The sequence below is a fragment of the Kitasatospora sp. NPDC085879 genome, from assembly GCF_040686255.1.
Classification (GTDB): Bacteria; Actinomycetota; Actinomycetes; order Streptomycetales; family Streptomycetaceae; genus Kitasatospora.
In genome coordinates, this window is the sequence record NZ_JBFBJZ010000002.1 from 205,655 (window position 1) to 232,110 (window position 26,456).

22 protein-coding genes and 1 pseudogene are annotated in these 26,456 nt (G+C 70.8%); 12 read left to right on the forward strand and 11 right to left on the reverse strand.

What is annotated here, in order from left to right:
* Nucleotides 1-100 precede the first annotated feature (100 nt).
* Nucleotides 101-904 carry an exodeoxyribonuclease III gene (locus tag AB0P35_RS02655; RefSeq protein WP_363505452.1) on the reverse strand — a complete coding sequence of 268 codons (804 nt, stop codon included), beginning with the start codon at nucleotides 902-904 and terminating at the stop codon, nucleotides 101-103.
* 254 nt (nucleotides 905-1,158) lie between these two features.
* Between AB0P35_RS02655 and AB0P35_RS02660 the strand changes: the two genes are divergently transcribed.
* Nucleotides 1,159-1,935, forward strand: a complete 777-nt coding sequence (locus tag AB0P35_RS02660; RefSeq protein WP_363505455.1) for a GntR family transcriptional regulator — start codon at nucleotides 1,159-1,161, stop codon at nucleotides 1,933-1,935.
* Nucleotides 1,936-2,013: 78 nt separating this feature from the next.
* On the opposite strand, the gene AB0P35_RS02665 is transcribed toward AB0P35_RS02660, so the two are convergent.
* Together AB0P35_RS02665 and AB0P35_RS02670 are read right to left on the reverse strand one after the other, a co-directional pair.
* Nucleotides 2,014-3,174, reverse strand: a complete 1,161-nt coding sequence (locus tag AB0P35_RS02665) for an ROK family protein (RefSeq protein ID WP_363505458.1) — start codon at nucleotides 3,172-3,174, stop codon at nucleotides 2,014-2,016.
* A 276-nt stretch (nucleotides 3,175-3,450) separates the two neighbouring features.
* Nucleotides 3,451-4,149: a 50S ribosomal protein L11 methyltransferase gene (locus tag AB0P35_RS02670; RefSeq protein WP_363505461.1), complete on the reverse strand. Its 699-nt coding sequence runs from the start codon at nucleotides 4,147-4,149 to the stop codon at nucleotides 3,451-3,453.
* Between the two features lie 83 nt (nucleotides 4,150-4,232).
* Here AB0P35_RS02670 and AB0P35_RS02675 point away from each other — a divergent pair, with 83 nt between their 5' ends.
* Nucleotides 4,233-4,706, forward strand: a complete 474-nt coding sequence (locus AB0P35_RS02675; protein WP_363505464.1) for a GNAT family N-acetyltransferase — start codon at nucleotides 4,233-4,235, stop codon at nucleotides 4,704-4,706.
* Nucleotides 4,707-4,734: 28 nt separating this feature from the next.
* Here the strand turns inward: AB0P35_RS02675 and AB0P35_RS02680 are convergent, their stop codons facing one another.
* Nucleotides 4,735-5,271: an XRE family transcriptional regulator gene (locus AB0P35_RS02680; RefSeq protein ID WP_306454423.1), complete on the reverse strand. Its 537-nt coding sequence runs from the start codon at nucleotides 5,269-5,271 to the stop codon at nucleotides 4,735-4,737.
* Nucleotides 5,272-5,392: 121 nt separating this feature from the next.
* Here AB0P35_RS02680 and AB0P35_RS02685 point away from each other — a divergent pair, with 121 nt between their 5' ends.
* The 4 genes from AB0P35_RS02685 (at nucleotide 5,393) to AB0P35_RS02700 (ending at nucleotide 7,329) form a co-directional block, all read left to right on the forward strand.
* Nucleotides 5,393-6,115, forward strand: a complete 723-nt coding sequence (locus AB0P35_RS02685; RefSeq protein WP_363505467.1) for an AzlC family ABC transporter permease — start codon at nucleotides 5,393-5,395, stop codon at nucleotides 6,113-6,115.
* Complete coding sequence (locus AB0P35_RS02690) at nucleotides 6,115-6,423, forward strand: AzlD domain-containing protein (RefSeq protein ID WP_363505470.1); 309 nt, start codon at nucleotides 6,115-6,117, stop codon at nucleotides 6,421-6,423. Before AB0P35_RS02685 ends, AB0P35_RS02690 begins: the two co-directional genes overlap by 1 nt.
* A gap of 67 nt (nucleotides 6,424-6,490) precedes the next feature.
* The gene (locus AB0P35_RS02695) at nucleotides 6,491-6,811 is read left to right on the forward strand and encodes a metalloregulator ArsR/SmtB family transcription factor (protein WP_363505473.1); all 321 of its coding nucleotides are present in this window, start codon (nucleotides 6,491-6,493) and stop codon (nucleotides 6,809-6,811) included.
* A complete protein-coding gene (locus AB0P35_RS02700) occupies nucleotides 6,808-7,329 on the forward strand; it encodes an SRPBCC family protein (protein WP_095871595.1) in 522 nt (173 codons plus the stop codon). Before AB0P35_RS02695 ends, AB0P35_RS02700 begins: the two co-directional genes overlap by 4 nt.
* Before the next feature lie 60 nt (nucleotides 7,330-7,389).
* On the opposite strand, the gene bioD is transcribed toward AB0P35_RS02700, so the two are convergent.
* Genes bioD through bioB form a run of 3 tightly spaced genes read right to left on the reverse strand, consistent with a single transcriptional unit; the run spans nucleotide 7,390 to nucleotide 10,657 of the window.
* Nucleotides 7,390-8,130 (reverse strand): dethiobiotin synthase, encoded by a 741-nt coding sequence (gene bioD / locus AB0P35_RS02705; RefSeq protein WP_363505478.1) that lies wholly within the window; start codon nucleotides 8,128-8,130, stop codon nucleotides 7,390-7,392.
* Nucleotides 8,127-9,422 carry an adenosylmethionine--8-amino-7-oxononanoate transaminase gene (locus tag AB0P35_RS02710; RefSeq protein WP_363505481.1) on the reverse strand — a complete coding sequence of 432 codons (1,296 nt, stop codon included), beginning with the start codon at nucleotides 9,420-9,422 and terminating at the stop codon, nucleotides 8,127-8,129. Before AB0P35_RS02710 ends, bioD begins: the two co-directional genes overlap by 4 nt.
* On the reverse strand, nucleotides 9,422-10,657 hold the full coding sequence (bioB, locus tag AB0P35_RS02715) for a biotin synthase BioB (protein ID WP_363505484.1): 1,236 nt from the start codon (nucleotides 10,655-10,657) through the stop codon (nucleotides 9,422-9,424). The genes AB0P35_RS02710 and bioB overlap by 1 nt, the downstream gene beginning before the upstream one ends.
* Nucleotides 10,658-10,936: 279 nt before the next feature.
* Here bioB and AB0P35_RS02720 point away from each other — a divergent pair.
* Nucleotides 10,937-12,161: pseudogene (locus tag AB0P35_RS02720) on the forward strand (RNA-guided endonuclease TnpB family protein).
* A gap of 50 nt (nucleotides 12,162-12,211) precedes the next feature.
* Complete coding sequence (locus AB0P35_RS02725) at nucleotides 12,212-13,045, forward strand: hypothetical protein (RefSeq protein ID WP_363505487.1); 834 nt, start codon at nucleotides 12,212-12,214, stop codon at nucleotides 13,043-13,045.
* Nucleotides 13,046-13,263: 218 nt separating this feature from the next.
* On the opposite strand, the gene AB0P35_RS02730 is transcribed toward AB0P35_RS02725, so the two are convergent.
* Nucleotides 13,264-15,807 carry a DUF3516 domain-containing protein gene (locus tag AB0P35_RS02730; RefSeq protein WP_363505490.1) on the reverse strand — a complete coding sequence of 848 codons (2,544 nt, stop codon included), beginning with the start codon at nucleotides 15,805-15,807 and terminating at the stop codon, nucleotides 13,264-13,266.
* A 264-nt stretch (nucleotides 15,808-16,071) separates the two neighbouring features.
* Between AB0P35_RS02730 and AB0P35_RS02735 the strand changes: the two genes are divergently transcribed.
* The 4 genes from AB0P35_RS02735 (at nucleotide 16,072) to AB0P35_RS02750 (ending at nucleotide 20,943) form a co-directional block, all read left to right on the forward strand.
* Nucleotides 16,072-16,914, forward strand: a complete 843-nt coding sequence (locus AB0P35_RS02735; RefSeq protein ID WP_095871589.1) for a nitrilase-related carbon-nitrogen hydrolase — start codon at nucleotides 16,072-16,074, stop codon at nucleotides 16,912-16,914.
* 14 nt (nucleotides 16,915-16,928) lie between these two features.
* On the forward strand, nucleotides 16,929-18,329 hold the full coding sequence (hydA, locus tag AB0P35_RS02740; RefSeq protein ID WP_363505493.1) for a dihydropyrimidinase: 1,401 nt from the start codon (nucleotides 16,929-16,931) through the stop codon (nucleotides 18,327-18,329).
* 7 nt (nucleotides 18,330-18,336) lie between these two features.
* Nucleotides 18,337-19,353: a TIGR03842 family LLM class F420-dependent oxidoreductase gene (locus AB0P35_RS02745; RefSeq protein ID WP_363505496.1), complete on the forward strand. Its 1,017-nt coding sequence runs from the start codon at nucleotides 18,337-18,339 to the stop codon at nucleotides 19,351-19,353.
* A gap of 102 nt (nucleotides 19,354-19,455) precedes the next feature.
* Nucleotides 19,456-20,943 carry an NCS1 family nucleobase:cation symporter-1 gene (locus AB0P35_RS02750; protein ID WP_363505499.1) on the forward strand — a complete coding sequence of 496 codons (1,488 nt, stop codon included), beginning with the start codon at nucleotides 19,456-19,458 and terminating at the stop codon, nucleotides 20,941-20,943.
* 283 nt (nucleotides 20,944-21,226) lie between these two features.
* Here the strand turns inward: AB0P35_RS02750 and AB0P35_RS02755 are convergent, their stop codons facing one another.
* Genes AB0P35_RS02755 through AB0P35_RS02765 form a run of 3 tightly spaced genes read right to left on the reverse strand, consistent with a single transcriptional unit; the run spans nucleotide 21,227 to nucleotide 26,259 of the window.
* Nucleotides 21,227-21,667 (reverse strand): SUKH-3 domain-containing protein, encoded by a 441-nt coding sequence (locus AB0P35_RS02755; RefSeq protein ID WP_095871585.1) that lies wholly within the window; start codon nucleotides 21,665-21,667, stop codon nucleotides 21,227-21,229.
* A gap of 6 nt (nucleotides 21,668-21,673) precedes the next feature.
* Entirely contained in the window at nucleotides 21,674-25,531 is a 3,858-nt protein-coding gene (locus tag AB0P35_RS02760) for an RHS repeat-associated core domain-containing protein (protein WP_363505502.1), read from the reverse strand.
* On the reverse strand, nucleotides 25,528-26,259 hold the full coding sequence (locus tag AB0P35_RS02765) for a WXG100 family type VII secretion target (protein WP_363505505.1): 732 nt from the start codon (nucleotides 26,257-26,259) through the stop codon (nucleotides 25,528-25,530). The genes AB0P35_RS02760 and AB0P35_RS02765 overlap by 4 nt, the downstream gene beginning before the upstream one ends.
* Nucleotides 26,260-26,456: the final 197 nt, after the last annotated feature.

Here is a 26,456-nt window from a genome sequence, read left to right on the forward strand (position 1 = left end):
CCCGACGACTGTCGCCGCGCTCGCGGATTCGGCACGGAGACCGGTGGACATGTGCGGCCACAACCGCAGCGCGCGCCGGGGACCTGGTCGGAAGGGACCGTCAGAATCCGTGGTCGTACACCACGGTGACGGGAGCGTGGTCACTCCAGCGTTCGGCGTGGGTGGCGGCGCGTTCGACATGGGCCTCGACCGTCTTCGCGGCGAGGCCGGGTGTGGCGATCTGGTAGTCGATCCGCCAGCCGGAGTCGTTGTCGAAGGCGCGGCCGCGGTACGACCACCAGGTGTAGGGGCCGGCCTGGTCGGGGTGGTGGTCGCGGACGACGTCCACGTAGCCGACGTCGTCGAGGATCCGGGTCAGCCAGGCGCGCTCCTCGGGGAGGAAGCCGGCGTTCTTCTGGTTGGCCCGCCAGTTCTTCAGGTCCTCGGGGCGGTGCGCGATGTTCCAGTCACCGCAGACCAGCACCTCCCGCCCGTCCTCGGCGGCCCGCCGCTTCAGGCTGTCGAGGTGGACGAGGAACTCCGCCATGAAGCGTTCCTTCTCGTCCTGGCGCTCGGTGCCGACCTCGCCGGAGGGCAGGTACAGGCTGGCGACGGTGAGACCCGGCAGGTCGATCTCGGCGTACCGGCCGGAGCCGTCGAACTCCGTCGAGCCGAAGCCGATCGCCGTTCGCTCGGGCGCGCGGCGGGAGAGCACCGCCACCCCGGCCCTGCCCTTGGCGGCCGCCGGCGCCCAGACCGCGTGCCAGCCCTCCAGGTCGCGGATCTCGGCCGGCAGCTGGTCCTGCTCGGCGCGGACCTCCTGCAGGCAGACGACGTCGGCCTTGGTGCCGGCGAGCCACTCGGTGAGGCCCTTCTTGGCGGCCGCACGGATGCCGTTGACGTTGACTGTTGAAACCACGATCACCCCGGGAGGGTACCCGCCGCCCCGCCGGATCGCCGAAGCGGTCCGCTTCCGCTGTGGCGCAGGTCACGAACGGTCGGCCGTCGTCCGCGCTCTGGTCAAGCTCGGTCATTGGTCTTGACCATCTCCTCGGCCACCCCCTAGGGTCGCTTACTGCAAAGACCTTTAATAAAGAAGGACGGATAAAGCCCACCCTCCCCACCTGCCGAAACCGGGGGAGTGGCGGGCGGCCCCACACCTTCAGGGCGGAGGACACGGTGGCGCAAGGACAGCTCGCGGCGGCCCCTGAGCCGAAGTACTGGCATCTGCGCACCGTCCTGGTGCGCACGATCGACTCGGAGTTCTCCGCCGGTCAGGTGCTGCCCAACGAGCGCGAGCTCGCCGCCCGCTTCGGCGTGGCCCGGGCGACGCTGCGCCAGGCCCTCGACCAGCTGGAGCTGGAGGGCCGCCTGGTCCGCCGCCGCGGCATCGGCACCGTGATCGCCGCCCCGCGGGTGGGCGTCCCGGTCAGCAGCAGCGAGGAGGGCTGGCCCAGCGCCTCGCGCAACCAGTCCTGGCGGATCGTCGACTGCACCAGCGCCCCCGCCCCGGTCCGGCTGGCCGCGGAGCTGGGCGTCCTGCCGGGCGAGACGGTGCACACCGTGCGCCGGGTGCGCCTCGTCCAGGGCCGCGTGATGGCGACAGAGTCGCTGCACGTCCCCGACTCCGCGGTGCCGCACCTGCCCGCCCTGCCGCAGCTGGTCGGCTCGACGGCCGAGGGCGAGCGCGCCCGCTCGGTCCTCCGCCAGCTGGAGCGCTGCGGGGTGGACGGCGAGTCCCGCACGGTCGAGCTGGGCGTCGCCGAGGCCGAGCAGGCCGCTCTGCTGGAGCGCCCGCCGGGCACCCCGGTGCTGGTGGTCACCACCGTGTACGCGTCCGCCGGCCGTCACATCGCCCGCGCCGTGTGCACCTACCGCGCCGACACCTGCAAGCTCACCTTCGGCGAGACCGGCGCCGTCGAGGTCACCCCGGTCGAGGCCGTCCGCTCGGCCTGACACCTGCCCGAACACGCAGCGCGGGCCCGTCCGACACCGGACGGGCCCGCGTGCTGTCTCTCGATCGTGGACCGCGGGTCAGCGCGGGCCGGTCCCGGGCGGGTCGACCGCGAACAGCTGCTCCTCCACGTGGTCCAGCGCGACCCGCAGTGCGCCGGTCGCCACCACCTCGGTGCCGAGCGCGGCGAGCGCCACCTCGGGCGCCCGCAGCGTGAACCGGCCGAGCCGCTCGCGCAGCGGCTCCAGCACGCCGTCCAGTCCGGCCGCCCAGCCACCGACCACCACCAGCTGCGGGTCGAGGGCGAGGACGAGCGCCGCCACGTCGTGCACCAGCCGGTGCAGGAAGCGGTCCATGGCGTCCTTGGCGACCTCGTCGCCCTCCCGGGCCAGCCGCAGCACCCGGGCGACGGCGGCCTCGTCCAGCGGGTCGAGCGGTTTGCCGGTGGTGGAGAGCAGCCGCTCCGGGGTGGCCTCCTGGCCGAGCAGGTGGAGGGCGCCGATCTCGCCGGCGGCGCCGCCGTACCCGCGGTGCAGCCGGCCGTTGATGAGGGAGCCGGCGCCCGGGCTGAGGCCGGCCATCACGAAGACCACGTCGCCCTTGCCGACCGCGGCGCCCTTCCAGTGCTCGGCGATCGCGGCGAGGTTGGCGTCGTTCTCGATGACGACCGGGCAGCGGAACGAGCGGCGCAGCCGGGCGCCGAGGTCGAGACCGGTCCAGCCGGGCATGGCGGTGCTGAGCCGGACGGTGCCCTCGCCGTCGACGATGCCGGGGGTGCCGACGGCGACCGCCCAGAGGCTGTCCCGGGAGACACCGGTCTTGCGCAGCACCTCGGCCACGGTGGTCCGCATGACGCCGAGCCGCTCCTCGGCGTCGAGGGTCCCTTCGACGGGCTTGGCGTGGCCGGTCAGGATCTCGCCACTGAGGTCGGCCAGCACCACCCGGACGTCGTGCACGCCGATCTCGATGCCGAGCGCGTGACCGGCCTCGGCGCGGAACCGGAACCAGCGGGCGGGCCGCCCCCGGCGCCCGCCGCCGTCCTGGCCGTGCTCGACCTCGGCGACCAGCCCGGACTCCACCAGGCTCTCGATGACGCCCTCGACGGTCGGCCGGGAGAGGCCGGTGTCGCCGACGAGTTGCGTCAGGGTGACGGTCTGTCCGTCGCGCAGTGCCCGCAGGGTGACCGCCGCGTTGATCCGACGCAGCAGCGAGGAGTCGCCTCCGGTGAGCCGATCCGCCAAGTCGCTGCCCTTCCCGCGTTCGCGCGACAGCTCTGGCGCGCGGTGCCGAGTGCGCGGTGACCTCCGTTGCCCCGCGAGAGTCCGCCGCGGGGCGGCACGGCACAGTGGCGCGCACCCCGGAGGCGTCAGCCGGATGGTACTCGGGCACCCCTCGGGCCGCGAGCGTTTCCGCAGCTCATCACGGCTTCGGTATGGAAACGGTACGAACGCGGTGACGCTTCGGTGCGGCGGGCGGCCGGGGCGGGACCGGCCGGTGGGCGATCGGCCGGTGCGGGATCAGCCGGTGAGCCGCCAGACCACCGAGGTCTTCACCGGGGTGTCCTCCAGGTCGGCCACCACGGGCACCCGGTAGGAGGCGACCTCGGTGAAGTGCTCGCGCGGCAGGTAGGCCCGGCCGGGGTCGCCGACCAGCACCAGGGCGCCGCGGGCCCGGGCGCGCTGAAGGAACGGCAGCACCCGCAGGGCCATGGCCCGTTCGTAGAACACGTCGCCGGCCAGCACGACCTCGGCCGGGGCGCCGTCGCCCGCCAGCAGGTCGGCGCACCGGGCGTCGATCCGTACGCCGTTGACCTCGGCGTTGAGGCCGATCGCGGCGACCGCGTAGGCGTCGATCTCGGCCGCGGTGACGGCGGCCGCACCGCGCAGCGCGCAGGCGATGCCGACCAGCCCGGAGCCGGCCGCGAGATCGAGGACCGTCCGCCCCTCGACTGCCTCCCGGTGGTCGAGGACGTACCGGGCGACGGCCTGGCCGCCCGCCCAGGCGAACCCCCAGAACGGCGGCGGCAGCCCGATCTCACCCTTCGCGGACTCGGTGCGCTCCCACAGGCCGATCGCCTCCTCCGCCAGGTGCAGCCGCACCTCCGGGACGAAGGGGACCGCGCCGACGGCGGTCTGCGCGCGGACGAAGTCCTCCGCGGACTCGGTCGGACCGGCGGTGTCGGCCCTGGCGGGGTCGGCGGTGGATGCTGTCGGCACAGTGCTCCTCGAGGGGTGTCGCTGGCGGCGTGGCCCGAGCCTACGGGATCGGTGACATGCGGTCAGCCGAGGTCCGTCCCGGCATGCGGAATGTCGTGTCGGTACGGAGCGCGGCTGCTAGACAGAGGCGCATGACCGAGATCGAGATCCGCCCCGCGCGCCCCGACGAGATCCCCGCCCTGCTCGCCTTCTGGGCGCGGGCCGCCGAGGGCGCCAGCATCACCGACGACGAGGACGGCGTGGCCCGGCTGGTCGAGCGCGACCCGCAGGCGCTGCTGGTCGCCGAGGTCGGCGGGGTGCTCGCCGGCACCGTGATCGCCGGCTTCGACGGCTGGCGCTGCCACCTGTACCGGCTGGCGGTGGCCCCGGAACTGCGCCGCCGCGGCGTGGGCGGCGCGCTGATCGCGGCCGCGGAGGAACGGTTCGCCGCCCTCGGCGGTCGCCGGGTGGACGCCATGGTGCTGGAGCGCAACGCCCTGGGGCAGAGTGCCTGGGTGGGCGCCGGTTACCGGCGCGAGGAGGACTGGCGCCGCTGGGTCCGCCCGCTGGCGGTCTGAGGACGGCCCGCCCGGCCGCCGCGGGCGCTCAGATGTGTTCCATGGTCAGCGTCGCCGTGGTGTCGGGCTCCAGCGCCTCGAAGACGTGCGGCGCGTCGCCGGGGTAGGCGATGTAGTCGCCCGGGCCGAGCTCGACCGGGGCCTCGGCCGGGCCGACCAGGGCCCGGCCGGTGCCGAGCACCACGTGCTCGACCGAGCCGGGCAGGTGCGGGTCGGAGCGCCGGGCGCCGCCGGGCTGGGCGTCGATCCGGTAGATGTCGCGGCGCGCGTTGGGCGGGCAGGAGGCCAGCAGGGTGGCCGCGTAGTCGGCGCGCTCGGACCACGTGACCGGCCCCTCGCCGGCCCGGACGATCCGGACCTGCGGGCGCGGCGGGTCGACCAGCCGGCTGAACGGCACGTCGAGTGCGGCGCCGAGCGCCCAGAGCGTCTCCACGCTCGGGTTGCCGGCGCCGGCTTCCAGCTGCGAGAGCGTGGACTTCGCGATGCCCGCCCGGCGGGCCAGCTCGGCCATCGAGAGGCCGGCCCGCTCCCGCTCCCGCCGGATGGCGGCGGAGATGAGGGTGATGAGGTCGAGGGAGGACCGGTGCCCGCCGGGTACCGGTACGTCCGCGTGATCCACGTGTTCGCTCCAGACTGCCGATCGTTCGACTTGACGAACGCCTGTCGTGCTGTTCATTCTAATGGACATGCGTTCGGCAATGCGAACACTCGATCGCGGCACGCTCCGCGACATCGCCCTGGTCTGTCTCGCCGACGCCCTCGTCGGCGCCTCCTTCGGCGCGATCGCCGTCTCCGGCGGCCTGCCGGCCTGGGTGCCGGTCGCCATGTCCCTGCTGGTCTTCGCCGGCGGCTCGCAGTTCGCCGCGGTCGGCGTCATCCTGGCCGGCGGCGGCCCGATCGCCGCCGTGGTCACCGGCCTCGTCCTCAACGCGCGGCTGCTGCCCTTCGGCTTCGCCGTCGCCGACGTCCTCGGCGGCAGCCGATGGCAGCGGCTGCTCGGCGCCCAGATGCTCACCGACGAGTCCGCCGCCTTCACCCTGCTGCAGCGCGACCCGAAGGCCCGCCGCGCCGCCTTCTGGATCTGCGGCGTCGCCCTGTTCGCCGTGTGGAACGCCGCCGTGCTGCTCGGAGCCCTCGTCGGCGGCGCCGTCGGCGACACCGGCGCCCTCGGGCTGGATGCCGCATTCCCCGCCGTCCTGCTCGCCCTGGTGCTGCCCTCGCTCACCGACCGCTCCGTCCGCAACCCGGCCCTCGTCGGCGCGGTGATCGCGGTCGCCGCCACCCCCTTCCTGCCGGCCGGCCTGCCCGTGCTGCTGGCTCTGGCCGCTCTCGTCCCGGCCGTTCGCGCGGCACTGCGCCGCACCCCGGCCCGCACGCCCGAACCCGAACCCGTGGCGGAGGTCCGCTGATGCCGCTCTACGCCATCCTGCTGCTCGCCGGCGGCACCTACGCGTTCCGCCTCGCCGGCCCCGTGCTGCGCGACCGGCTGCACCTCTCCGACGCCCTGGAGAAACTGCTCTCCACCGCCACCGCCGTGCTGCTGATCGCCCTGGTGGCGACCGCCGCGCTCACCCAGGCGCACGGCTTCGCCGGCTGGGCCCGCCCGGCGGGCGTGCTCGTCGCGGGCGTGCTGGTGCTGCGCCGCGCGCCCTTCCCGCTGGTCGTGGTGGCGGCGGCCGGCACGACGGCGCTGCTCCGGCTCTGCGGCGTGGCCTGACGGCCGGGGTCGGCCGAGTTCGCGCGTCCGGTGGACATGTGACCAAATGGTCACCTATTCTGGAGTCGTGTCCGACGACGACCTGGTGTTCAAGGCGCTCGCCGATCCGACCCGCCGGTTCCTCCTCGACCTGCTCTTCGCCCGCGACGGGCGAACGCTGACCGAGCTGGAGTCCGAGCTGGAGATGTCGCGGTTCGGCGTCATGAAGCACCTGCGCGTCCTGGAGGACGCCGGCCTCGTGGTCACCCGCAAATCGGGCCGCGAGAAGCTCCACTTCCTCAACCCCGTGCCGATCCGGCTGATCCACGACCGCTGGATCGACAAGTACACCGAACGCCACGTGACCGCTTTGACCGAGCTCAAAGCAGAGTTGGAGAAGGACTCATGAGCGGGACCGAGACCGCGGCGACCACCCAGGTCTACCGCGTCTACATCAAGGCCTCCCCCGAACAGGTGTGGGACGCCATCACCAAGCCCGAGTGGACCGACCGCTACGGCTACGGCGGCCTCACCGACTACGACCTCACCCCCGGCGCGGCCTACCGGACCCGGCCGGGCCCGGCGATGGTCGAGGGATCCAAGGCGATGGGCTTCCCCGTCCCGGAGACCGTCATCGACGGCGAGGTCGTCGAGGCCGACCCGCCGCGCAAGCTGGTGCTGACCTGGCGGATGCTCATGGACCCGCAGCTGGCCGCCGAGGGCTTCACCCGGCTCACCTACGAGCTCGCGGAGAAGAACGGCTCCACCCGGCTCACCGTCACCCACGAGCTCTCCGGCGCCCCGCAGCTCGCGTCCCTGGTCAGCGGCGCCCACGACGACGAGCAGATGGGCGGTGGCGGCGGCTGGAGCTGGGTGCTCAGCGACCTCAAGTCGCTCCTGGAGACGGGCAAGACGCTCGCCCAGTGACCGCCCGCGGCGCGGCCCCGCTCCCACCCGGGGAGCGGGGGCCGCACCGGTGCGTCCGTCCTACCTGCCGGGGGCGGGGATCGCGTGGGTGGCCGTGAACGCGGCGGCGTCCCAGGTGCCGCCGAGGGCCGGGGCGAGCGAGGCGCGGGCCGTCGAGACGAAGGGCGCGCCGGTGTCCGCGGCGCAACCTGCGGGCAGGGCGCCGAGCAGCGGTGCGCCGGCCGCGACCGGCAGGTCGGCGAGGTTGCAGCGCATCGCCAGGTCCGGCTCCCCGGGCCAGGCGCCGATCACGACACCGTGCATCGCAAGGCCCCGGGCGGCCAGCGCCTCCGCGGTCAGCGCGGTGGTGTTGAGCGTGCCGAGGCCCGCGGTCGCCACCACCAGCACGGCCGGGTCCAGGCCGAGCGCCGCAGTGGCGAGCGCCATGTCGGCCAGCGTGCCGCCCTGCTCGTCGTAGCGGACCAGCAGCCCGCCCGCGCCCTCCACCAGTACCAGCGCGTGGTCCCGGGCGAGTTCCGCGACCGCCTCGGCGACCTGCTCCGGGCGGACGGTCGGCATCCCGGCCCGGCGGGCCGCGGTGTCCGGGGCGAGCGGCTCCGGGTAACGGGCCAGCTCGCGGGTGGTGAGGCTGCGCCCGGTGAGCCGGAGCACCTCGGCGACATCGCCGGCCTCCGCGGGGGCGACCCCGGTCTGGCCGGGCTTCAGCACAGCCACCGGGCCGTCGGCCAGCGCGGCGACCGCGGCCGTGGCCACGGTCTTGCCGACCTCCGTCCCGGTGCCGGTCACGAACAGGACGGTCATCCGGCCACCGCCGCGGCCGCGACACCGGCGGCGATCCGCGCCAGGTCCTGATCGTCCGTCACGTACGGCGGCATCGTGTACACGAGGTCGCGGAACGGCCGCAGCCAGACGCCCTCGCGGGCGGCGGCCTCGGTGGCGGCCGCCATGTCGACGGGGTGGTCCAGCTGGACGACGCCGATCGCGCCCTGCACCCGGACCTCCCGCACGCCCGGCGCCTGCGCGACCGGGGCCAGCCCGGCGGCCAGCCCGGCCTCGATCCGCTTGACCTCCAGCTGCCAGTCCTGGCCGAGCAGCAGCCCGATCGAGGCGTTGGCGACCGCCGCGGCCAGCGGGTTGCCCATGAACGTCGGCCCGTGCGCCAGCACCGGCATCTCGCCGCGGCTGATCCCGTCCGCGATCTCCGCGGTGCACAGCGTGGCCGCCATCGTCAGGTAGCCGCCGGTCAGCGCCTTGCCCAGGCACATCACGTCCGGCGACACCCCGGCGTGGTCGGCGGCGAACAGTGCGCCGCTGCGGCCGAAGCCGGTGGCGATCTCGTCGAAGACCAGCAGCACGCCGTGCTCGTCGCACAGCTCGCGCAGCAGCCGCAGGTAGCCGGGGGAGTGGAAGCGCATCCCGCCCGCGCCCTGCACCACGGGCTCCACGATCACCGCGGCCAGCTCGTCGGCGTGCTGCGCGACCAGGTCGGCGAGCGCACCCGCGTACGCCTCGTCGACCGGCGCGTCGAAGCCGGCCGGCGGTTCCGGGGCGAACAGCTGACGGGGCAGCACACCGCCCCACAGGTGGTGCATCCCGCCGTCGGGGTCGCAGACCGACATCGGGTGGAAGGTGTCGCCGTGGTAGCCGCCGCGCCAGGTCAGCACCCGGCGCTTGGCCGGGCGGCCGACCGACTGCCAGTACTGCAGGCACATCTTCAGCGCCACCTCGACCGCGACCGACCCGGAGTCGCCGAGGAAGACGTGCCGCAGCGGCTCCGGGGTGATGTCGACCAGCGTCGCCGCCAGCCGCACGGCGGGCTCGTGGGTGAGCCCGCCGAACATCACGTGGCTCATCCGGCCGAGCTGCTCGCGCACGGCCTCGTCCAGCACCGGGTGCCGGTAGCCGTGGATCGCCGCCCACCAGGAGGACATGCCGTCGATCAGTTCCCGGTGGCCGCCCGCCGGTTCGGCGAGCCGCAGCCGCACCCCGGATGCGGACTCCACCACGTACGGGGCGACGGTGCCGGGCATCGGCCCGTACGGGTGCCAGACGTGCGCCCGGTCGAGGCCGAGGAGGTGCTGGACGTCCGACATCAGGCGTTCGGGGCCAGCTCGGTGCCCGCGCCGCGGCGGCGCACCCGCACCAGGTCGGTCCGAACCTCGTCCGCAGACTCCGCCGCGGCGTCCGCGGCCTCGGCCGGGGCCTGCTCGGCGTGCCCGCCGCACGGGCCGCAGCCGCCGCCGCTGCCGCAGGCGTGCTCCGCGGTGCCGCAGGCAGAGGCAGAGGCCGAGGCACCGCCGCAGCCGCCGGCCGCCACCGCGTCCGCACGGTGGCGGGGCAGCGTCCGCTCGTCCGCGCCCTCGACGGTGAAGCCCGCGTCCTTGATCATGTCGAGGTCGGCCTGGCCGGCCTGGCCCTCGCTGGTCAGGTAGTCGCCCAGGAAGATCGAGTTGGCGATCTCCAGGCCGAGCGGCTGCAGCGAGCGCAGGTGCACCTCGCGGCCGCCGGCGATCCGCACCTCGACGTCCGGGCAGACGAAGCGGACCATCGCCAGGATGCGCAGGCAGCGCTGCGGGGTGAGGTTCCACTCCTGCGCCAGCGGCGTGCCCTCGAACGGGATCAGGAAGTTCACTGGCACCGAGTCCGAACCCAGGTCGCGCAGCGCGAACACCACGTCGACCAGGTCCTCGTCGCTCTCGCCCATGCCCGCGATCAGGCCCGAGCAGGCGGACAGGCCCGCGCCGTGCGCCTTCTGCACGGTGTCCACCCGGTCCGCGTAGGTGTGGGTGGTGGTGATGTCGCCGTACGTCGACTCGGAGGTGTTCAGGTTGTGGTTGTAGGCGTCCGCGCCGGCCGCCTTCAGCCGCTCCGCCTGGTTGTCGGAGAGCAGACCCAGACAGGCACAGACCTCGACCTGCTCGTCGGCGCCCTTGATGGCCGCGATGGTGTCGGCCACCCGGTCGATGTCACGGTCCGTCGGACCGCGGCCGCTGGCGACCAGGCAGACCCGCTTCGCGCCACCGGCCAGACCCGCGGCGGCCGCCTCGGCCGCCTGCTCCGGCTTCAGCCAGGTGTACTTGAGGATCTCCGCCTTGGAACCGAGCCGCTGCGAACAGTACGAGCAGTCCTCCGGGCAGAGACCGCTCTTCAGGTTCACCAGGTAGTTGAGCTTGACCCGCCGGCCGAACCACTGGCGGCGGACCTTGCCGGCGGCCGCGACGACGTCGAGCAGTTCGTCGTCGGTGGTGGCGAGGACGGCCAGCGCCTCCTCCCGGGTGGGCAGTTCCCGGCGCAGGCCCTTGGCGGTGAGGGTGTCGAGCAGATCCATGCGCCCGATCCTGCCCGTGCCGCGTCGCGTTCCGCCAGAGGGAACCCGCCAGAAGATCCGCTCGGCGGTGTGCGAGTTGTCACAGTGTCGCCGCACAGGGTAGTGGCGCAGGTCACGTACGCCCCCTTCGTGCGCGCAGCGCCCCCAGCGACAGCCCCTCCCTCCGGGCCCCACTGATCATCTGGGTTCTTCCGCGGATCCGCCCGGTTTCCATGGAGGAGGAGGCGAAGCTCCCGTCACATGCGGGTGGCCGTAAGGGCGGGTGTTACCGTGTGTGTCATGGCGATCACCCGCGTGAGGCGGGCGTTCAGGTTCCGCTTCTACCCGACGGATGCGCAGGCGGCTGAGTTGTCGCGCACGTTCGGGTGTGTGCGGCTCGTCTACAACAAGGCGCTGGCCGCCCGGTCCGAGGCGTGGACTCTGCGCCGCGAGCGGGTGGGGTACAACGCCACGTCGGCGATGCTGACGGAGTGGAAGCGGACCGACGAACTGGCGTTCCTCTCCGAGGTCTCCTCCGTGCCGCTCCAGCAGGCCCTCCGGCACTTGCAGGGCGCGTTCTCCAACTTCTGGCAGAAGCGGGCGGAGTATCCCCGGTTCAAGTCGAAGAAGAAGTCCCGCGGCAGTGCCGAGTACACCAGGTCCGGGTTCCGGTACCGGGACGGTTGCCTCACGCTGGCGAAGATGGCGGAGCCGCTGGCACATCGTGTGGTCCCGGCCGCTGCCCGTGGGGCGGTCGCCGTCCACGGTGACCGTGAGCCGGGATGCGGCCGGCCGCTGGTTCGTGTCGATGCTGTGCGAGGACTCGGGCATCGAGCCGCTGCCCGCCGTCAATGCGGTGGTGGGCATCGACGCGGGGATCAGCAACCTGGTGACGCTGTCCACCGGGGAGAAGATCAGCAACCCGAGGCACGGTTGCAAGGACCGGGAGCGCCTGGCCAGGGCGCAGCGGGCGCTGTCCCGCAAGGCGAAGGGCTCGAAGAACCGGGAGAAGGCCCGAGGGAAGGCCGCGCGCGTGCACGCGCGGATCGCCGATCGCCGCCGGGACTTCCTGCACAAGCTCACCACCCGACTCGTCCGCGAAAACCAAGTGGTCGTGATCGAGGACCTGACCGTCCGCAACATGCTCAAGAACCGGAGGCTGTCGAGAGCCGTATCGGACGCGTCCTGGAGCGAGCTGCGGACCATGCTGGAGTACAAGTGCGCCTGGTACGGCCGCGAGCTCGTCGTCGTCGACCGATGGTTCCCCAGCTCCAAGCAGTGCTCGGCCTGCGACACCGTCCGCGACGAGCTGCCGCTGGACGTCCGCGAGTGGACGTGTGGCTGCGGCGCGGTCCACGACCGGGACGTGAACGCGGCACGCAACATCCTGGCCGCCGGACTGGCGGTTGCAGCCTGTGGAGACGATGTAGGACCTCAACGGGGCACTCCGGGCGGGCGGTCGTCGATGAAGCAGGAAGTCGTCCGCCCGCAGCGCTCACGCGCGGCGGCTCAGCCGCGAGGCTGAGGGGAACCCCCGCAGGAGGGGGAGGAAGTCAACTGCTTACAATCTCCCGCATGACCACGCAGGGGGAGCCCGACCAGACCGTGGCCGGCCAGGACGGCACGGCCGCCCGACCGCGCCGATTCGGCCCCGGCCGGCGCCGCACCGCCCTGTGGTGCGCCCTGGCGATAGCCGCCGCCGGCACCGGATGGGTGGTCAGCCGCCCCAACCCCGGTGATCTCATACCCGGCCTCGGCAGCACCAGCGGCCACTCCAAGAAGGCCCAGCCGGCCCCCGGCCTCGCCTCCGAGCAGCCGCTGACGGAGTCCCAGGCCTTCACCGCCGACCACTACTTCCCGAGCCAGCGCACCGTCGACCAGGCCGGCTTCCAGGCACACCGCACGGCGGCCCGCGAGGGCGGCGACTGCACCGAGATCCTCGCCGACCGCGACCACGACCCGCTGCACGGCGCCGGCTGCCAGGCCTACCTCTCGGTCGCCTTCACCAACGCCGACCAGCAGGTCGTCGGCAGCGTGACCGTCCTCCGCTTCGCCGACGAGCAGAGCGCCCAGAAGGCCCGGCAGGCACTGACCGACCCGGCGGCCCTGGCCTTCCTCACCGCCGAGTCCGCGGCGCCCTCGCCGAGCCCGACCCCGTCGCCGACCGCGACCGCCGGCACCACCGCCTCGCCGGGCACCCCCGCGGGCACCACCCCGCCGCCCAGCCCGACCACCCCCGCGCCGAAGCCCGCCGGCGTGGCCCGCATCGAGCCGGTCGGCCACTACCTGACCGTCACCGTCTCCCGCTACACCGACCAGCGCACCACCCTCACCGCCGGCGACCAGACCCTCGACAAGGCCACCCGCGCCCTCTCCTACGCCGCCCGCGCCCCCTTCCTCTGGATGTAGGGCGAGAGCAACCCAGGGGCGCGTGGGGGCACCTCCCGGCCGAAGCCCGGGGGAGAACTGCGCAGGCCGGGTCGTCCCTCAGGGGCGCGGGGAACTGCGCATTCCAGATGGGGCGAACTCTACAGATCAGGGCGGCCCCGATCAGTACAGTGCTCCACTCCCGGACTGCGCAGTTCCCCGCGCCCCTAGGTGATCGCCTTCCCTAAAGGCTTGCCCTTTCACCCGCCCAGGCGGTCGACGGCGGTGACCCGGAGGACGGCGCGGCCCTCCTCGTCGGAGCCGTAGAGGTCGACCTCGGCGCTGATGCCCCAGTCGCGGTCGCCCGCCGGGTCGTCGAAGATCTGCCGGACCCGCCAGAGGCCCTCGTCCTCGACCTCCTCGATCAGCAGCATCTTCGGGCCGCGCGCGTCGGGCCCCGTGCCGAGGTCGTCGTACTCCTCCCAGTACCCGTCCATCGCGTCCGCCCAGCGGTCGCCGTCCCAGCCGTACTCGCTGTCCAGCTCGCCGAGCGCGTCGTAGTGCTCCAGCGCCGCGAGCTCCACCCGGCGGAACATCTCGTTGCGCACCAGTACCCGGAACGCCCGCGCGTTCGCGGTGACCGGCGCCGGCTTGTCGTCGAGTCGGACCTCGCCGGCCTCGGGCTCGGTCGGGTTGGCGAGCTGCTCCCATTCGTCGAGCAGCGAGGAGTCGACCTGCCGGACGAGTTCGCCGAGCCAGGCGATGACGTCCTTCAGGTCGTCGGTCTTGATGTCGTCGGGGACGGTCTGCTCCAGTGCCTTGTAGGCGCTGGCCAGGTACCGGAGCACGATGCCCTCGGTGCGGGCCAGCTCGTAGAAGCCGACGTAGTCGGTGAAGGTCATCGCCCGCTCGTACAGGTCGCGGACGACGGACTTGGGCGCCAGCGGGTGGTCGCCGATCCACGGGTGGGCCCGGCGGTAGACCTCGTAGGCGTGGCCGAGCAGCTCCTCGAGCGGCTTCGGGTAGGTGATCTCCTGGAGCCGGGCCATCCGCTCCTCGTACTCGATGCCGTCGCGCTTCATCTCGCCGACGGCCTCGCCGCGCGCCTTGTTCTCCTGGGAGGCGAGGATCTGCCGCGGGTCGTCGAGGGTCGCCTCGACCACGGAGACGACGTCCATCGCGTACGAGGGCGACTCCTGGTCGAGGAGTTCGAAGGCGGCCAGCGCGAAGGTGGAGAGCGGCTGGTTGAGCGCGAAGTTCTCCTGGAGGTCGAGGGTGAGGCGGACCCGGCGGCCGTCGGGGTCGGGCTCGTCCAGCTGCTCGACGACGCCGCCCTCCAGCAGCGAGCGGTAGATGGCGATGGTGGAGCGGATGTGGCGGCGCTGGGCGGAGCGGTCCTCGTGGTTGTCGGTGAGGAGCTTGCGCATCGCGGAGAAGGCGTCGCCGGGCCGGCCGATCACGGACAGCAGCATGGCGTGGCTGACCTTGAAGCGGCTGACCAGGGGCTCCGGGTCGGCGGCGATGAGGCGCTCGAAGGTCTCCTCCGACCAGCCGACGAAGCCCTCCGGGGCCTTCTTGCGGACGACCTTGCGGCGCTTCTTCGGGTCGTCGCCGGCCTTGGCGAGCGCCTTGTCGTTCTCCACCACGTGCTCGGGGGCCTGCGCCACGACCTGGCCGACGGTGTCGAAGCCGGCCCGGCCGGCCCGGCCGGCGATCTGGTGGAACTCGCGGGCCCGCAGGACCCGCACCCGCTGTCCGTCGTACTTGGAGAGCGCGGTGAAGAGCACGGTGCGGATCGGCACGTTGACGCCGACGCCCAGCGTGTCGGTGCCGCAGATGACCTTCAGCAGGCCGGCCTGGGCGAGCCGCTCGACGAGCCGGCGGTACTTGGGCAGCATGCCGGCGTGGTGCACGCCGATGCCGTGCCGCACGTACCGGGAGAGGTTGCGGCCGAACTTCGTGGTGAAGCGGAAGTTGCCGATCAGGGCGGCGATGGCGTCCTTCTCCGCCTTGGTGCACATGTTGATGCTCATCAGCGACTGCGCCCGCTCCACCGCCTCCTTCTGGGTGAAGTGCACGACGTAGACCGGCGCCTGGCCGGTGGAGAGCAGTTCCTCCAGGGTGTCGTGCAGGTTGGTGCGCCGGTACTCGTAGAAGAGCGGCACCGGGCGGGTCGCCGAGCGGACGACGACGGTCGGCCGGCCGGTGCGGCGGGTGAGGTCCTCCTCGAAGCGGCGGACGTCGCCCAGGGTGGCGGACATCAGCAGGAACTGCACCTGCGGCAGCTCCAGCAGCGGGATCTGCCAGGCCCAGCCGCGGTCCGGCTCGGCGTAGAAGTGGAACTCGTCCATGACGACCTGGCCGATGTCGGACCGCTCGCCGTCGTGCAGGGCGATCTGGGCCAGCACCTCGGCGGTGCAGCAGATGATCGGCGCGGTCGGATTGACGCTCGCGTCGCCGGTCATCATGCCGACCTGTTCGGTGCCGAAGATCTTGCAGAGGTCGAAGAACTTCTCCGAGACCAGGGCCTTGATCGGCGCGGTGTAGAAGGTCCGCTTGCCCTCGGCGAGCGCGGCGAAGTGCGCGCCCGCGGCGACCAGGCTCTTGCCGGAGCCGGTCGGGGTCGCCAGGATCACGTTGTTCCCGGAGACCAGCTCGATGAGCGCCTCCTCCTGGGCGGGGTAGAGGGTGATGCCGCGCTCCGTCGCCCACTCGGCGAAGGTCTCGAACAGGGCGTCGGGGGTGGCGGGCTTCGGCATCAGGTCCAGGAGGGTCACCGGCCCATCTTGCCTGGTCCGGATCATCCCGGGCAAAGCCCTTGCGGTGCGGGCCGTCGCCGGGCGGCCCGGCGGGGCCCGGCCCCGCGCGGCCGGATCAACCCATCATCCCCATCGGAAACTCCGATGTAACCCCGTCCGGCGCTATTTGTCATCTGGGTCGGATTTACATCCGATCATGGTTTCGCGGCGGAACGCAAAACACCGGAGAGCGTTACAGCGTGGTACTGCACCTCGGGGTGTGAAACTCCTAATGTCAACGGTCTACACCGACTTCTGCGAGGAGTTGAGATGAGCCGAGTCGTCAGGGCGGCGCTGTTCCAGACCGCATGGACAGGGGACAAGGAAACGATGGTCGCCGCCCACGAAAAGGCGGTGCGCGACGCGGCGGCGCAGGGCGCGCAGATCATCGGTTTCCAGGAGGTCTTCAACGCCCCCTACTTCTGCCAGGTCCAGGAGCCCGAGCACTACGGGTGGGCGGAGCCCGTCCCGGACGGGCCGACCGTGCAGCGCATGCAGGCCCTCGCCAAGGAACTGCACATGGTGATCGTCGTGCCGGTCTACGAGGTCGAGCAGGCCGGCTTCTACTACAACACCGCCGCCGTCATCGACGCCGACGGCAGCTACCTCGGCAAGTACCGCAAGCACCACATCCCGCAGGTGAAGGGATTCTGGGAGAAGTACTACTTCAAGCCGGGAAACCTCGGCTGGCCGGTCTTCGAGACCGCCGTCGGCAAGGTCGGCGTGTACATCTGCTACGACCGGCACTTCCCCGAGGGCTGGCGCGCCCTGGGCCTCGCCGGCGCCGAGATCGTCTACAACCCCTCGGCCACCAGCCGCAGCCTCTCCCAGTACCTGTGGCAGCTGGAGCAGCCGGCCGCGGCCGTCGCCAACGAGTACTACATCGCCGCGATCAACCGGGTCGGCGTCGAGGAGTACGGCGACAACGACTTCTACGGCACCAGCTACTTCGTCGACCCGCGCGGCCAGTTCGTCGGCGACGTCGCCTCCGACAAGAACGAGGAGCTGGTCGTCCGCGACCTCGACCTCGGCCAGATCGAGCAGGTCCGCCAGCAGTGGGCGTTCTACCGCGACCGCCGCCCGGACGCCTACGGCCCGCTCGGCGAGGCCTGAGAGGAGCAGCGCCCGTGACCCGTACCGTGATCCGCGGCGGCCTGGTGATCACCGCCGCCGAGGAAATCGCCGCCGACGTGCTGATCGAGGACGAGAAGATCGTCGCCCTCGCCGCGCCCGGCAGCAGCGCCGCCGACTGGACGGCCGACCGGGTGATCGACGCGGCCGGGATGTACGTGATCCCCGGCGGCGTCGACGCCCACACCCACATGGAGCTGCCCTTCGGCGGCACCTTCGCCTCCGACACCTTCGAGACCGGCACCCGGGCCGCGGCCTGGGGCGGCACCACCACGATCGTCGACTTCGCCGTCCAGTCCGTCGGCGCGTCGCTGCGCGAGGGCCTGGACGCCTGGCACGCCAAGGCCGAGGGCAACTGCGCGATCGACTACGGCTTCCACATGATCCTCGCCGACGTCAACGACGCCAGCCTCAAGGAGATGGACCTGCTGGTGGGGGAGGGCGTCACCTCCTTCAAGCTGTTCATGGCCTACCCCGGCGTCTTCTACAGCGACGACGGCAAGATCCTTCGGGCCATGCAGCGCGGCGCCGACAACGGCGGCCTGATCATGATGCACGCCGAGAACGGCATCGCCATCGACGTCCTCGTCGAGCAGGCCCTCGCCGCCGGCAGGACCGACCCCCGTTACCACGGCGAGGTCCGCCGCGAACTGCTGGAGGCCGAGGCCACCCACCGGGCGATCAAGCTCGCCCAGGTCGCCGGCTCCCCGCTGTACGTGGTGCACGTCTCCGCCGCTTCCGCGGTCGCCGAGATCGCCGGCGCCCGCGACCAGGGCCTGCCGGTCTTCGGCGAGACGTGCCCGCAGTACCTCTTCCTCTCCACCGACAACCTCGCCGAGCCCGGCTTCGAGGGCGCCAAGTACGTCTGCTCCACCCCGCTGCGGCCCAGGGAGCACCAGGCCGAGCTCTGGAAGGGCCTGCGGACCAACGACCTCCAGGTGGTCTCCACCGACCACTGCCCGTTCTGCTTCGTCGGCCAGAAGGAACTCGGCCGCGGCGACTTCTCCAAGATCCCCAACGGCCTGCCCGGCGTGGAGAACCGGATGGACCTGCTCCACCAGGCCGTTGTCGACGGGCACATCACCCGCCGCCGCTGGATCGAGATCGCCTGCGCCACCCCCGCCCGGATGTTCGGCCTCTACCCGAAGAAGGGCACGGTCGCGCCCGGCGCCGATGCGGACATCGTGGTCTACGACCCGAACGCGGTGCAGACGATCTCCGCCGAGACCCACCACATGAACGTCGACTACTCGGCGTACGAGGGCAAACGGATCACCGGCAAGGTGCGCACCGTGCTCTCCCGCGGCACCGTCGTGATCGACGGCGACAACTACCTCGGACGCGCCGGCCACGGCCGCTACCAGCCGCGCGCCACCTGTCAGTACCTCGACCGCTAGGAGCCCCGTGGACATCGGACTCGTCCTCCAGACCGACCCGCCCGCCCAACTGCTCATCGACCGGATGAAGCGCGCCGAGGCGGCCGGCTTCACCCACGGGTGGACGTTCGACTCCGTCGTGCTCTGGCAGGAGCCCTTCGTCATCTACAGCCGTATCCTCGCCGAGACCGAGCGCATGATCGTCGGCCCGATGGTGACCAACCCCGCCACCCGCACCTGGGAGGTCACCGCCTCGCTCTTCGCCACCCTCAACGACATGTACGGCAACCGCACCGTGTGCGGCATCGGCCGCGGCGACTCCGCGCAGCGGGTCGCCGGCCGCCGCCCTGCCGGGCTCGGCATGCTCGGCGAGGCGATCCACGCCATCCGCGGGCTCGCAGAGGGCCGCACCGTCGAGGTCGACGGCACCGAGATCCACCTTCCCTGGGTCAAGGAGGGCGCCCGGTTGCCGGTCTGGATGGGCGCCTACGGCCCCAAGGCGCTGCACCTCACCGGGCAGGTCGCGGACGGCTTCATCCTGCAGCTCGCCGACCCCTACCTCACCGAGTGGATGGTCAAGGCCGTCCGCGACTCCGCCGTCGAGGCGGGCCGCGACCCGTCCGAGGTCACCGTCTGCGTCGCCGCCCCCGCCTACGTCACCGCCGACGACTCGCCCGAGGCGCTGGCGCACGCCCGGGAGCAGTGCCGCTGGTTCGGCGGCATGGTCGGCAACCACGTCGCCGACCTCGTCTCCCGCTACGGCGAGCACTCCTCGATGGTCCCGGAGGAGCTCACCGCCTACATCAAGGACCGCCACGGCTACGACTACAGCCACCACGGCCGGGCCGGGAACCCGGACACCGCCTTCGTCCCCGACGAGATCGTCGACCGGTTCTGCCTGATCGGCACCCCCGAACGGCAGCTCGCCAAGCTCGGACAGCTCCGCGCCCTGGGCGTCGACCAGTTCGCCGTGTACGCCATGCACGACGCCATCGAGCCCACCATCGACGCCTACGGCAAGAGCGTCATCCCTGCTCTCTCCTGACCCACCTGACCCACCGGCACCAGACGCACCATCACCTTCCGTCCCCGGCGGCCGCCCCCCACGGCGGCCGCCGGGCCGTCCCCCCGCACAAGGTGGTAGCCCGTGTCCACAGCCCAGACCGTGCAGCCCGACGGCCGCGTCGAGCTCGCCCCCGACGCCGACCTCTCCGACCCCCGCTTCGCCAACGACGACCTGAGACCCGTCCCCGTCGCCCGACGCCGCTGGACCACCTACAACTTCCTCGCCCTCTGGGTCGGCATGGCCCACAACATCCCGTCCTGGACCCTCGCCTCCGGCCTGGTCGCGCTCGGCATGGACTGGAAGCAGGCCGTCCTCACCATCGCGCTCGCCAACCTGATCGTCCTGGTGCCGATGCTGCTCACCGGCCACGCCGGCACCAAGTACGGCATCCCGTTCCCGGTGTTCGCCCGCGCCTCGTTCGGCCTGCGCGGCGCCAACCTGCCGGCCATGGTCCGGGCCGCGGTGGCCTGCGCCTGGTTCGGCATCCAGACCTGGATCGGCGGCGAGGGCATCTTCCTGCTCGCCGGCAAACTGCTCGGCTCCGGCTGGCAGGACGCCGGGCACGTCGGCGGCTACCCCTGGACGCAGTGGCTCTCGTTCCTGATCTTCTGGCTGATCGAGATGGCGATCATCGCCCGCGGCATGGAGACGCTGCGCCGCTTCGAGAACTGGGCGGCGCCGTTCGTCATCGTCGGCGCGCTCGCCCTGCTGATCTGGATCAGCGTGAAGGCCGGTGGCTTCGGACCGCTGCTCGACCAGCCGTCCAAGCTCGGCTGGGACGGCGACTTCTGGAAGGTCTTCTTCCCCGCCCTGATGGGCATGATCGGCTTCTGGTCGACGCTCTCGCTGAACATCCCCGACTTCACCCGCTTCGGCGGCTCGCAGAAGGCCCAGATCCGCGGCCAGGCGCTCGGCCTGCCCACCACCATGACGCTCTTCGCACTGCTGTCCGTCCTGGTCACCTCCGGCTCCCAGGCCGTCTACGGCGAGCCGATCTGGGACCCGATCGCGCTGGCCGCCAAGATGGACTCCACCGCGGGCATCCTGTTCGCCCTGCTCACCGTCCTGATCGCCACCCTGTCGGTGAACATCGCCGCGAACGTGGTCTCGCCCGCCTATGACCTCGCCAACCTCGCCCCGAGGTTCGTCAACTTCCGTACCGGAGCGATGATCACCGGCGTGGTCGGGATCGTCATCTTCCCGTGGAAGCTGATCTCCGACCCGCAGATCTACATCTTCACCTGGCTCGGCGTGGTCGGCGGCCTGCTCGGCACCGTCGCAGGCATCCTCATCGCCGACTACTGGATCGTCCGCCGCACCTCGCTCCACCTCGCTGAGCTGTACCGCCCGCACGGCGCCTACTGGTACACCGGCGGCTGGAACTGGCGCGCCGTCACCACCCTGCTCGTCGGCGGCCTGCTCGCCGTCGGCGGCTCCTACGGCGGCCCCTTCCCCGCCGACGGCCTGATCCCTCTCCTCAAGCCGCTGGCCGACTACGGCTGGGCCGTCGGCCTCGCCACCTCCCTCGCCCTCTACACGCTCTTCAGCACGTCGTCGGTCCGCACGTAGAGTGCGGTCGCGAGGGTGTCCATCTCGGTCGTCACAAACCGAGGTTGGACACCCTCGCGCCATCTGCGCAGCCATCCCTGGGAATCAATCATCCAGTGGCCGGAAGCGACACGATCTACCTGGCAGCACCAGATCGCGCGATGGATCTCATGCGAATCGTGGCAACGTCGTCATCCATCAGATGGTCGATGTGTTGGAAACCGTTCTACCGGAACCGCCGTCGGATCCCGGATCTACTCCGTCCGACGAGCCATCCGTCGGTAGGCCTCTTGTGCCGGTCCGCTTACTGGCAGACGGTATCGGCTGCAATTCCCCGAACCAGCCTCTCCAGAGCCTCGACGCCTACTCCGAGCGACGCGAGCCAGTCAGCGACGATGTAAATCTCCGAAGATGATGAAATTCCGAGAAAATATCTCCCTCCATCCATCTCGCCGATCGGGAATATTTCCTCGCCAACCTCCTGCCCCCATTCTGAAAATCTGTCGTCCTCGCCGTCCGCAAGAGAGGGATCCAACTCGAACGGAACACGCGCACACGAGATCCCCGGACCATCGACATCGACCGTGAGGCCGCCGAACTCGGATAGAAACAGCTCGGCTGCGGCATGCATGTGGAAGCCGGAAGATTCGAGCCTGCGACGCCAGGGCAGAACATCGACCTTCCGCCCGGGTCGCCAGCCCGCAGCCAGAAGCTCGCGCTCGGTCTCATCGGAGAATCTCGACATTTACGTTCAAATCCCGTCATCCGTTATGAAGTCCAGCTTATAATGCTCGCTCAACGGCCTGCAGCTCGAACACGGACCGATTGGCCGACCGTGCTTCTCGTGCTCCGTAGTACTGCGAATGATCATCGCGGCCGCCGTAGAGCCCGTCGGATCGATATTGGAGTCCAGGGCTCGGGACAGAAGCACGGGAAGGCCGCACATGCCGTGGCCCCGTCCGCGCTTGTCCATCGGAACGCCGTCTACAAGAGCTTGCACGTCAGGATGGAGGACGGGTGCAGCCCCTCTGATGCTAGGGCTCGTCCAAATCGTTCCATTGGGAAGCTTGAGCCCCTCCGAAGCCACGGGCCGCATTTTCGACGGAGTGACCTTTGTATTTTTATCCGCCACGATCTTGACTTCCCTGAGAAGGTCATCGTGCTGATGCGGGGACAACCCCAAAGGATCGGACCACGTGTGCGGGTTGTGAACGTAGGCTACCGGATTTGGGGCCGGCGCAAGACCGAGGGGATCCGGGCTGGCATACCGCGCAGTTTCAGGATCATAGTAGCGATTGACATTGTAGTGCAGACGAGATTCCGGGTCGAAGTACTGCCCCGGGAATCGTAGCGGCGTGTAACCATTGCTGGCGCTGGACCACGTGGTATTGCCCCAGACAGTGGTGGTCGCATGCCAGGCGATGTCACCTGTATCAAGGTCGACAAGTTCGGCCGGAGAGCCGACCAGATCGGTGACGACGGCGAAAAATCTGCGGTCGATTCGTTCCTGCGTCTCATCGCCGGCCGGGGTGGTGATCGTCTCGCTTTGAGTGATCGGATGCAGCTCGTGGTAATCCCAGCTGATCGTGTGCAGGCCGGGCAAGTACGGCGCACGTGTCGCCTGTTCAGCCAGGGCGGGGCCGTCCCAGGTGAAGTCGGTCTGCTCTTCGATTGTGACGCCGTCAGTTCCGAGCCGCTGCTTGGCTATTCGACGGCCGAACGGATCGTATAGGTAGCGCCATTCCGTCCCGTCAGGAGTGATGACGCCACTGATTCGGCCTTCGATGTCCCATGAATACCGCCAGGTTTCCGGCTTCCTGGACAGTCGGGTCTTCTGTCGAAGGGTGATGCGGCCGGCCGCGTCGTACTCATAGCGGACGCGGCCGGCCGAGATGAGCTGAGTGCCGCCGTAGGTCCGAACCCCAAGCGCGGCCTCGGTGGCACTGGTGGCCGGCCATTGAGCAGTGGTGAGGTTGCCCGCCTCATCGTATGTGTATGTCTCGGTCCAGTCTTCTGCCTGGACCCGGGTGACACGGTTAGCCATGTCGAGATCGAAGGTGCGCCGGCCCGACAGAATGTCTTCGACGGCCATCAGATTACCGTCGGCACGGTAGCTGTACCTGCGGTCTTGGAGAGGGGAGGAACGGCCCGGTCCCGTCGTACTCAGGGTCTGGCCGGTCAGGTGGAATCGGGCATCCCACGAACTAGTCAGGCTCAGGTGGTCGCCATATGCACGGTGCTGCTCGCGTCCAAGGAGGTCGAAAGTGAATCTGAGGTCGCCGCCGCTGGTACCCAAGACCGCCGGCCGACCGGCGGCGTCATACGTCCAGGTACTGACGTGCCCACCAGGTGTGGTGCGCTGGACTCGCCGTCCCAGCGGATCGCGAACCTGAACGAGTGTGCGTCCATTGACCGACTCCGTGAGCAGGTTACCCAGCGCATCAACGGTTCGGACCACCTCCGCGTCCGGACCGATGGCCCGGATCAGGTATCCGGCATCGTCGTAGACATAGGAAGTAACATCGCCTCCGACGCTCTTGGCCGCAACACGCCCGAGCAGGTCGTAAGTGTATTGGACCTCCTGTCCGAGCGGGTTGACACGAGCAATCACCTGACCGGCTGGGTCCAGTCGGTAACTGACGCTCCGGCCATCGAAGTCCCGCTCCTCGACCAGCCTGCCAGCCGCATCGTAGGTGTATTCCCAATGCTGACCAAGAGGGTTGATGGCCGACACCAGTTGCATATTGGCGTCATAGGTGTAGGCGTACCGGGCACCGTCAGGACCAATCGCCGCAGCGGGGGTCTCGAAATGCGTGTACTCGAACGTACTGACCTGCCCGATCTGGTCGGTGTGGGTCAGTAGGTTTCCTTCGCCGTCGTATGCCCACGACTCCGTGGTGCCGTCCGCGGCAACACGGCTCAGCGGGTATCCCTCCGCTGTCCACGTGTGGCGGGTTACATCCCCCATTGGTCCGCTGACCGCCGTCATGTGCCCGAAGGCGTCGTGCTGAAAGCGCGTCGTGGCGGCTGCTGGATCGGTGACTTCCATCGGCAGGCCTGCCGGACTGCAACGGACCGAGGTCGTGCTGCCGAGCGCATTGGTGACGGAAGCGAGATGGCCGAGTTCGTCGTAGGTGTAACGGGTAATGGCACCGGTCGGATCGGTGGAGGTCGTCAGCCGGCCGAATCGGTCGTAGGTGTGGTGCCAGGTGGCGCCGCCGGGTTCGGCGACGGTCTCGGGCAGGCTCAGCCCCGCGGCGTAGGTGACCGTGGCTTGTTCGCCGTCGGGGCGGGTGATGGTGGTGAGGTCGCCGGCGCCGTCGTACGCGTAGCGGGTGGTGCGGCCGAGGGGGTCGGTCTCGGCGAGGAGCCGGTCGTAGGGGTCGCGTTCGTAGTGGGTGGTGTGGCCGAGCGGGTCAGTGATCGCGGTGATCTGGGCGTGCTCGTTGACCAGGTAGCTGGTGGTGTGGCCGAGCGCGTTGGTCTCGGTGTGGGTGCGCAGGCCGGTGGCGGGGTCCGGGGCGCCGTAGGTGAAGTGGAAGCGCAGGGCGCCGTCGGTGCCGCCCTCGTCGACGACCCGGTCGTGGGCGTCGTAGGTGTAGACGTACTGGGAGTTGTTGCGGTCGGTCCAGGAGAGCATCCGGCCGCTGGCATCGTTGGCGAAGCGCATCGGCTTGCCGGAGGAGTTGTAGACGCTGGTGAGGTGGCCGTCGGCGTAGCCGTAGCGCATCAGCATTGCGTCACCGCCACCCTCGCCGGCATTCGCCAGCCGCAGGGCGGTGATGCGCTCGGCGTCGACGGTGACCAGCAGCTTGTAGCCGCCGGAGTGGCTGATGGAGAGCGGGACGCCGTCCGGGTCGTAGTGGAGGGTGTAGTGGCGGCCGTGCCGGTCCCGGACGGTGGTGAGGTGGGCCTCGGTGCCGTCCGGGGCGGGGGTGAACTCCTTCACCAGACCGGTGGCCGGGTCGGTGACCGTGTACAAGCCCGTGTCCGGGTCGAGGTCGAGTTCGTGGCGCGAGCCGGCCGAGGCGAACACCGGGTCGCCAGGCTCGGGGTGCGGGTAGGCCTGGGTGATCCGGTCCGGGCGGACGTGGACCACGCCCTCGCCGTCGATCTCCAGCCGCTCGTCGAAGGTGCACACCCACCGGCGGCCCATCCAGCGTCCGGCGAGGTAACCGGAGTCGAAGCTGCGGGTGAACGCCAGAGGCAGGGAGCCGGGCAGCGACGCGTCGACCTGGTCGATGTACATCCGGCCTGTGGCCATGTCGACGGGCTCACCGCCGCCGCACCGGGTGTCCTGCGGACGGCCCTCGGTGCGAGGGCTCTTCACCTGGTCCCGGCCCCGCCCCCGCGGATGCGAACCGCCCCCGCGGCCGCCCCCGCCACCGGACCGCGGGTGGGGCAGACCCTTGCCGCCCCCACCGTGGAGGATCTTCTCCAGTTCCTTGGCGTGCTTGGCGTCGACGTCGCGAACGTTCTTGGCGACCTTGGTCAGGTTGTCTCCGGCCTGCTTGTACAGCTTGTGCACGGCCTTGCCGGCGTCGTCGGCCAGTGTCTTGCCGAGCTTCTGCGCGCCGTGTTCGAGTGCCTTGACGATCCGGTTGCTCATTCGAAGCTCACCCCCGCGAGCTTGGACTGGAAGGCCTGGGCGTGCCCGGCAACGGTCTCGGCGTGCTGGTGCATGGTGCGGGCGTGGGCCTCCAGGGCGTCCGGGTTGATTCGGAATCCGGTGCCGCCCCCGCCCCCACCACCGCCGGAGACGCCGAGCGCCGACTCGGCGGTCTGGAACACCAGGCCCGACACCGCACCCGCGACGACCCCCACCAACGGGTCGATCGCGGCCTCGATCACCTGGCCGATGATGTAGTCCTCAAGCTGCTGCTCCAGGAACTGCACCAGCTTGCGCCCGGCCAGCACCGTCGCCGCCGCAGCCGCCTCCGCCGCGCCCAGGGTCGCCACCGCAGCCGCCTGCTCGGCGATCAGCGTGGCCGCCAGCACCACGAGTTCGGCGATCGCCTCCACCTTCATCGCCACGATCACATCCGCTGCGACATCCAGCGCGGTCGCCACCACCCGGCAGGCCTGCACCAGTTCGTTCATGTGGGAGTCCGACAGCGACGCCCACTTCGTCAGCAATGCCTCGTAGGAGGCACCCTCGTACGCCTCACCCAGCGCCTTGATCGTCGCCGTCGACTCCCGATGCGCCTCGTCTATCCTGTCGGCGAACTCCCGGACGTGATCGGCGAACTCGCGGACCTTGTCCTCGTTCACCGACGGCCACCTGATCCCGATGAACGCCAGGAACGACTCCACCTCATCGGGCAACTCGATCGCCATGCTGATCCTCCCCCGTCACTGCATGCGCGTCCACGATCGCACAGGAGTCCGACAGAGCTGAAGTCGCGATTGTTGGACCAGGCGCGTCAACAGGCCTGGTCTCGCCTATTTCTCAGGGGCCACCAGCTCTGGGCCGGTGCCGCCCATGGCACTCATCCTCGCCGTCCCCGAACGGTAGGAGCTCTCCACGCTGCGCT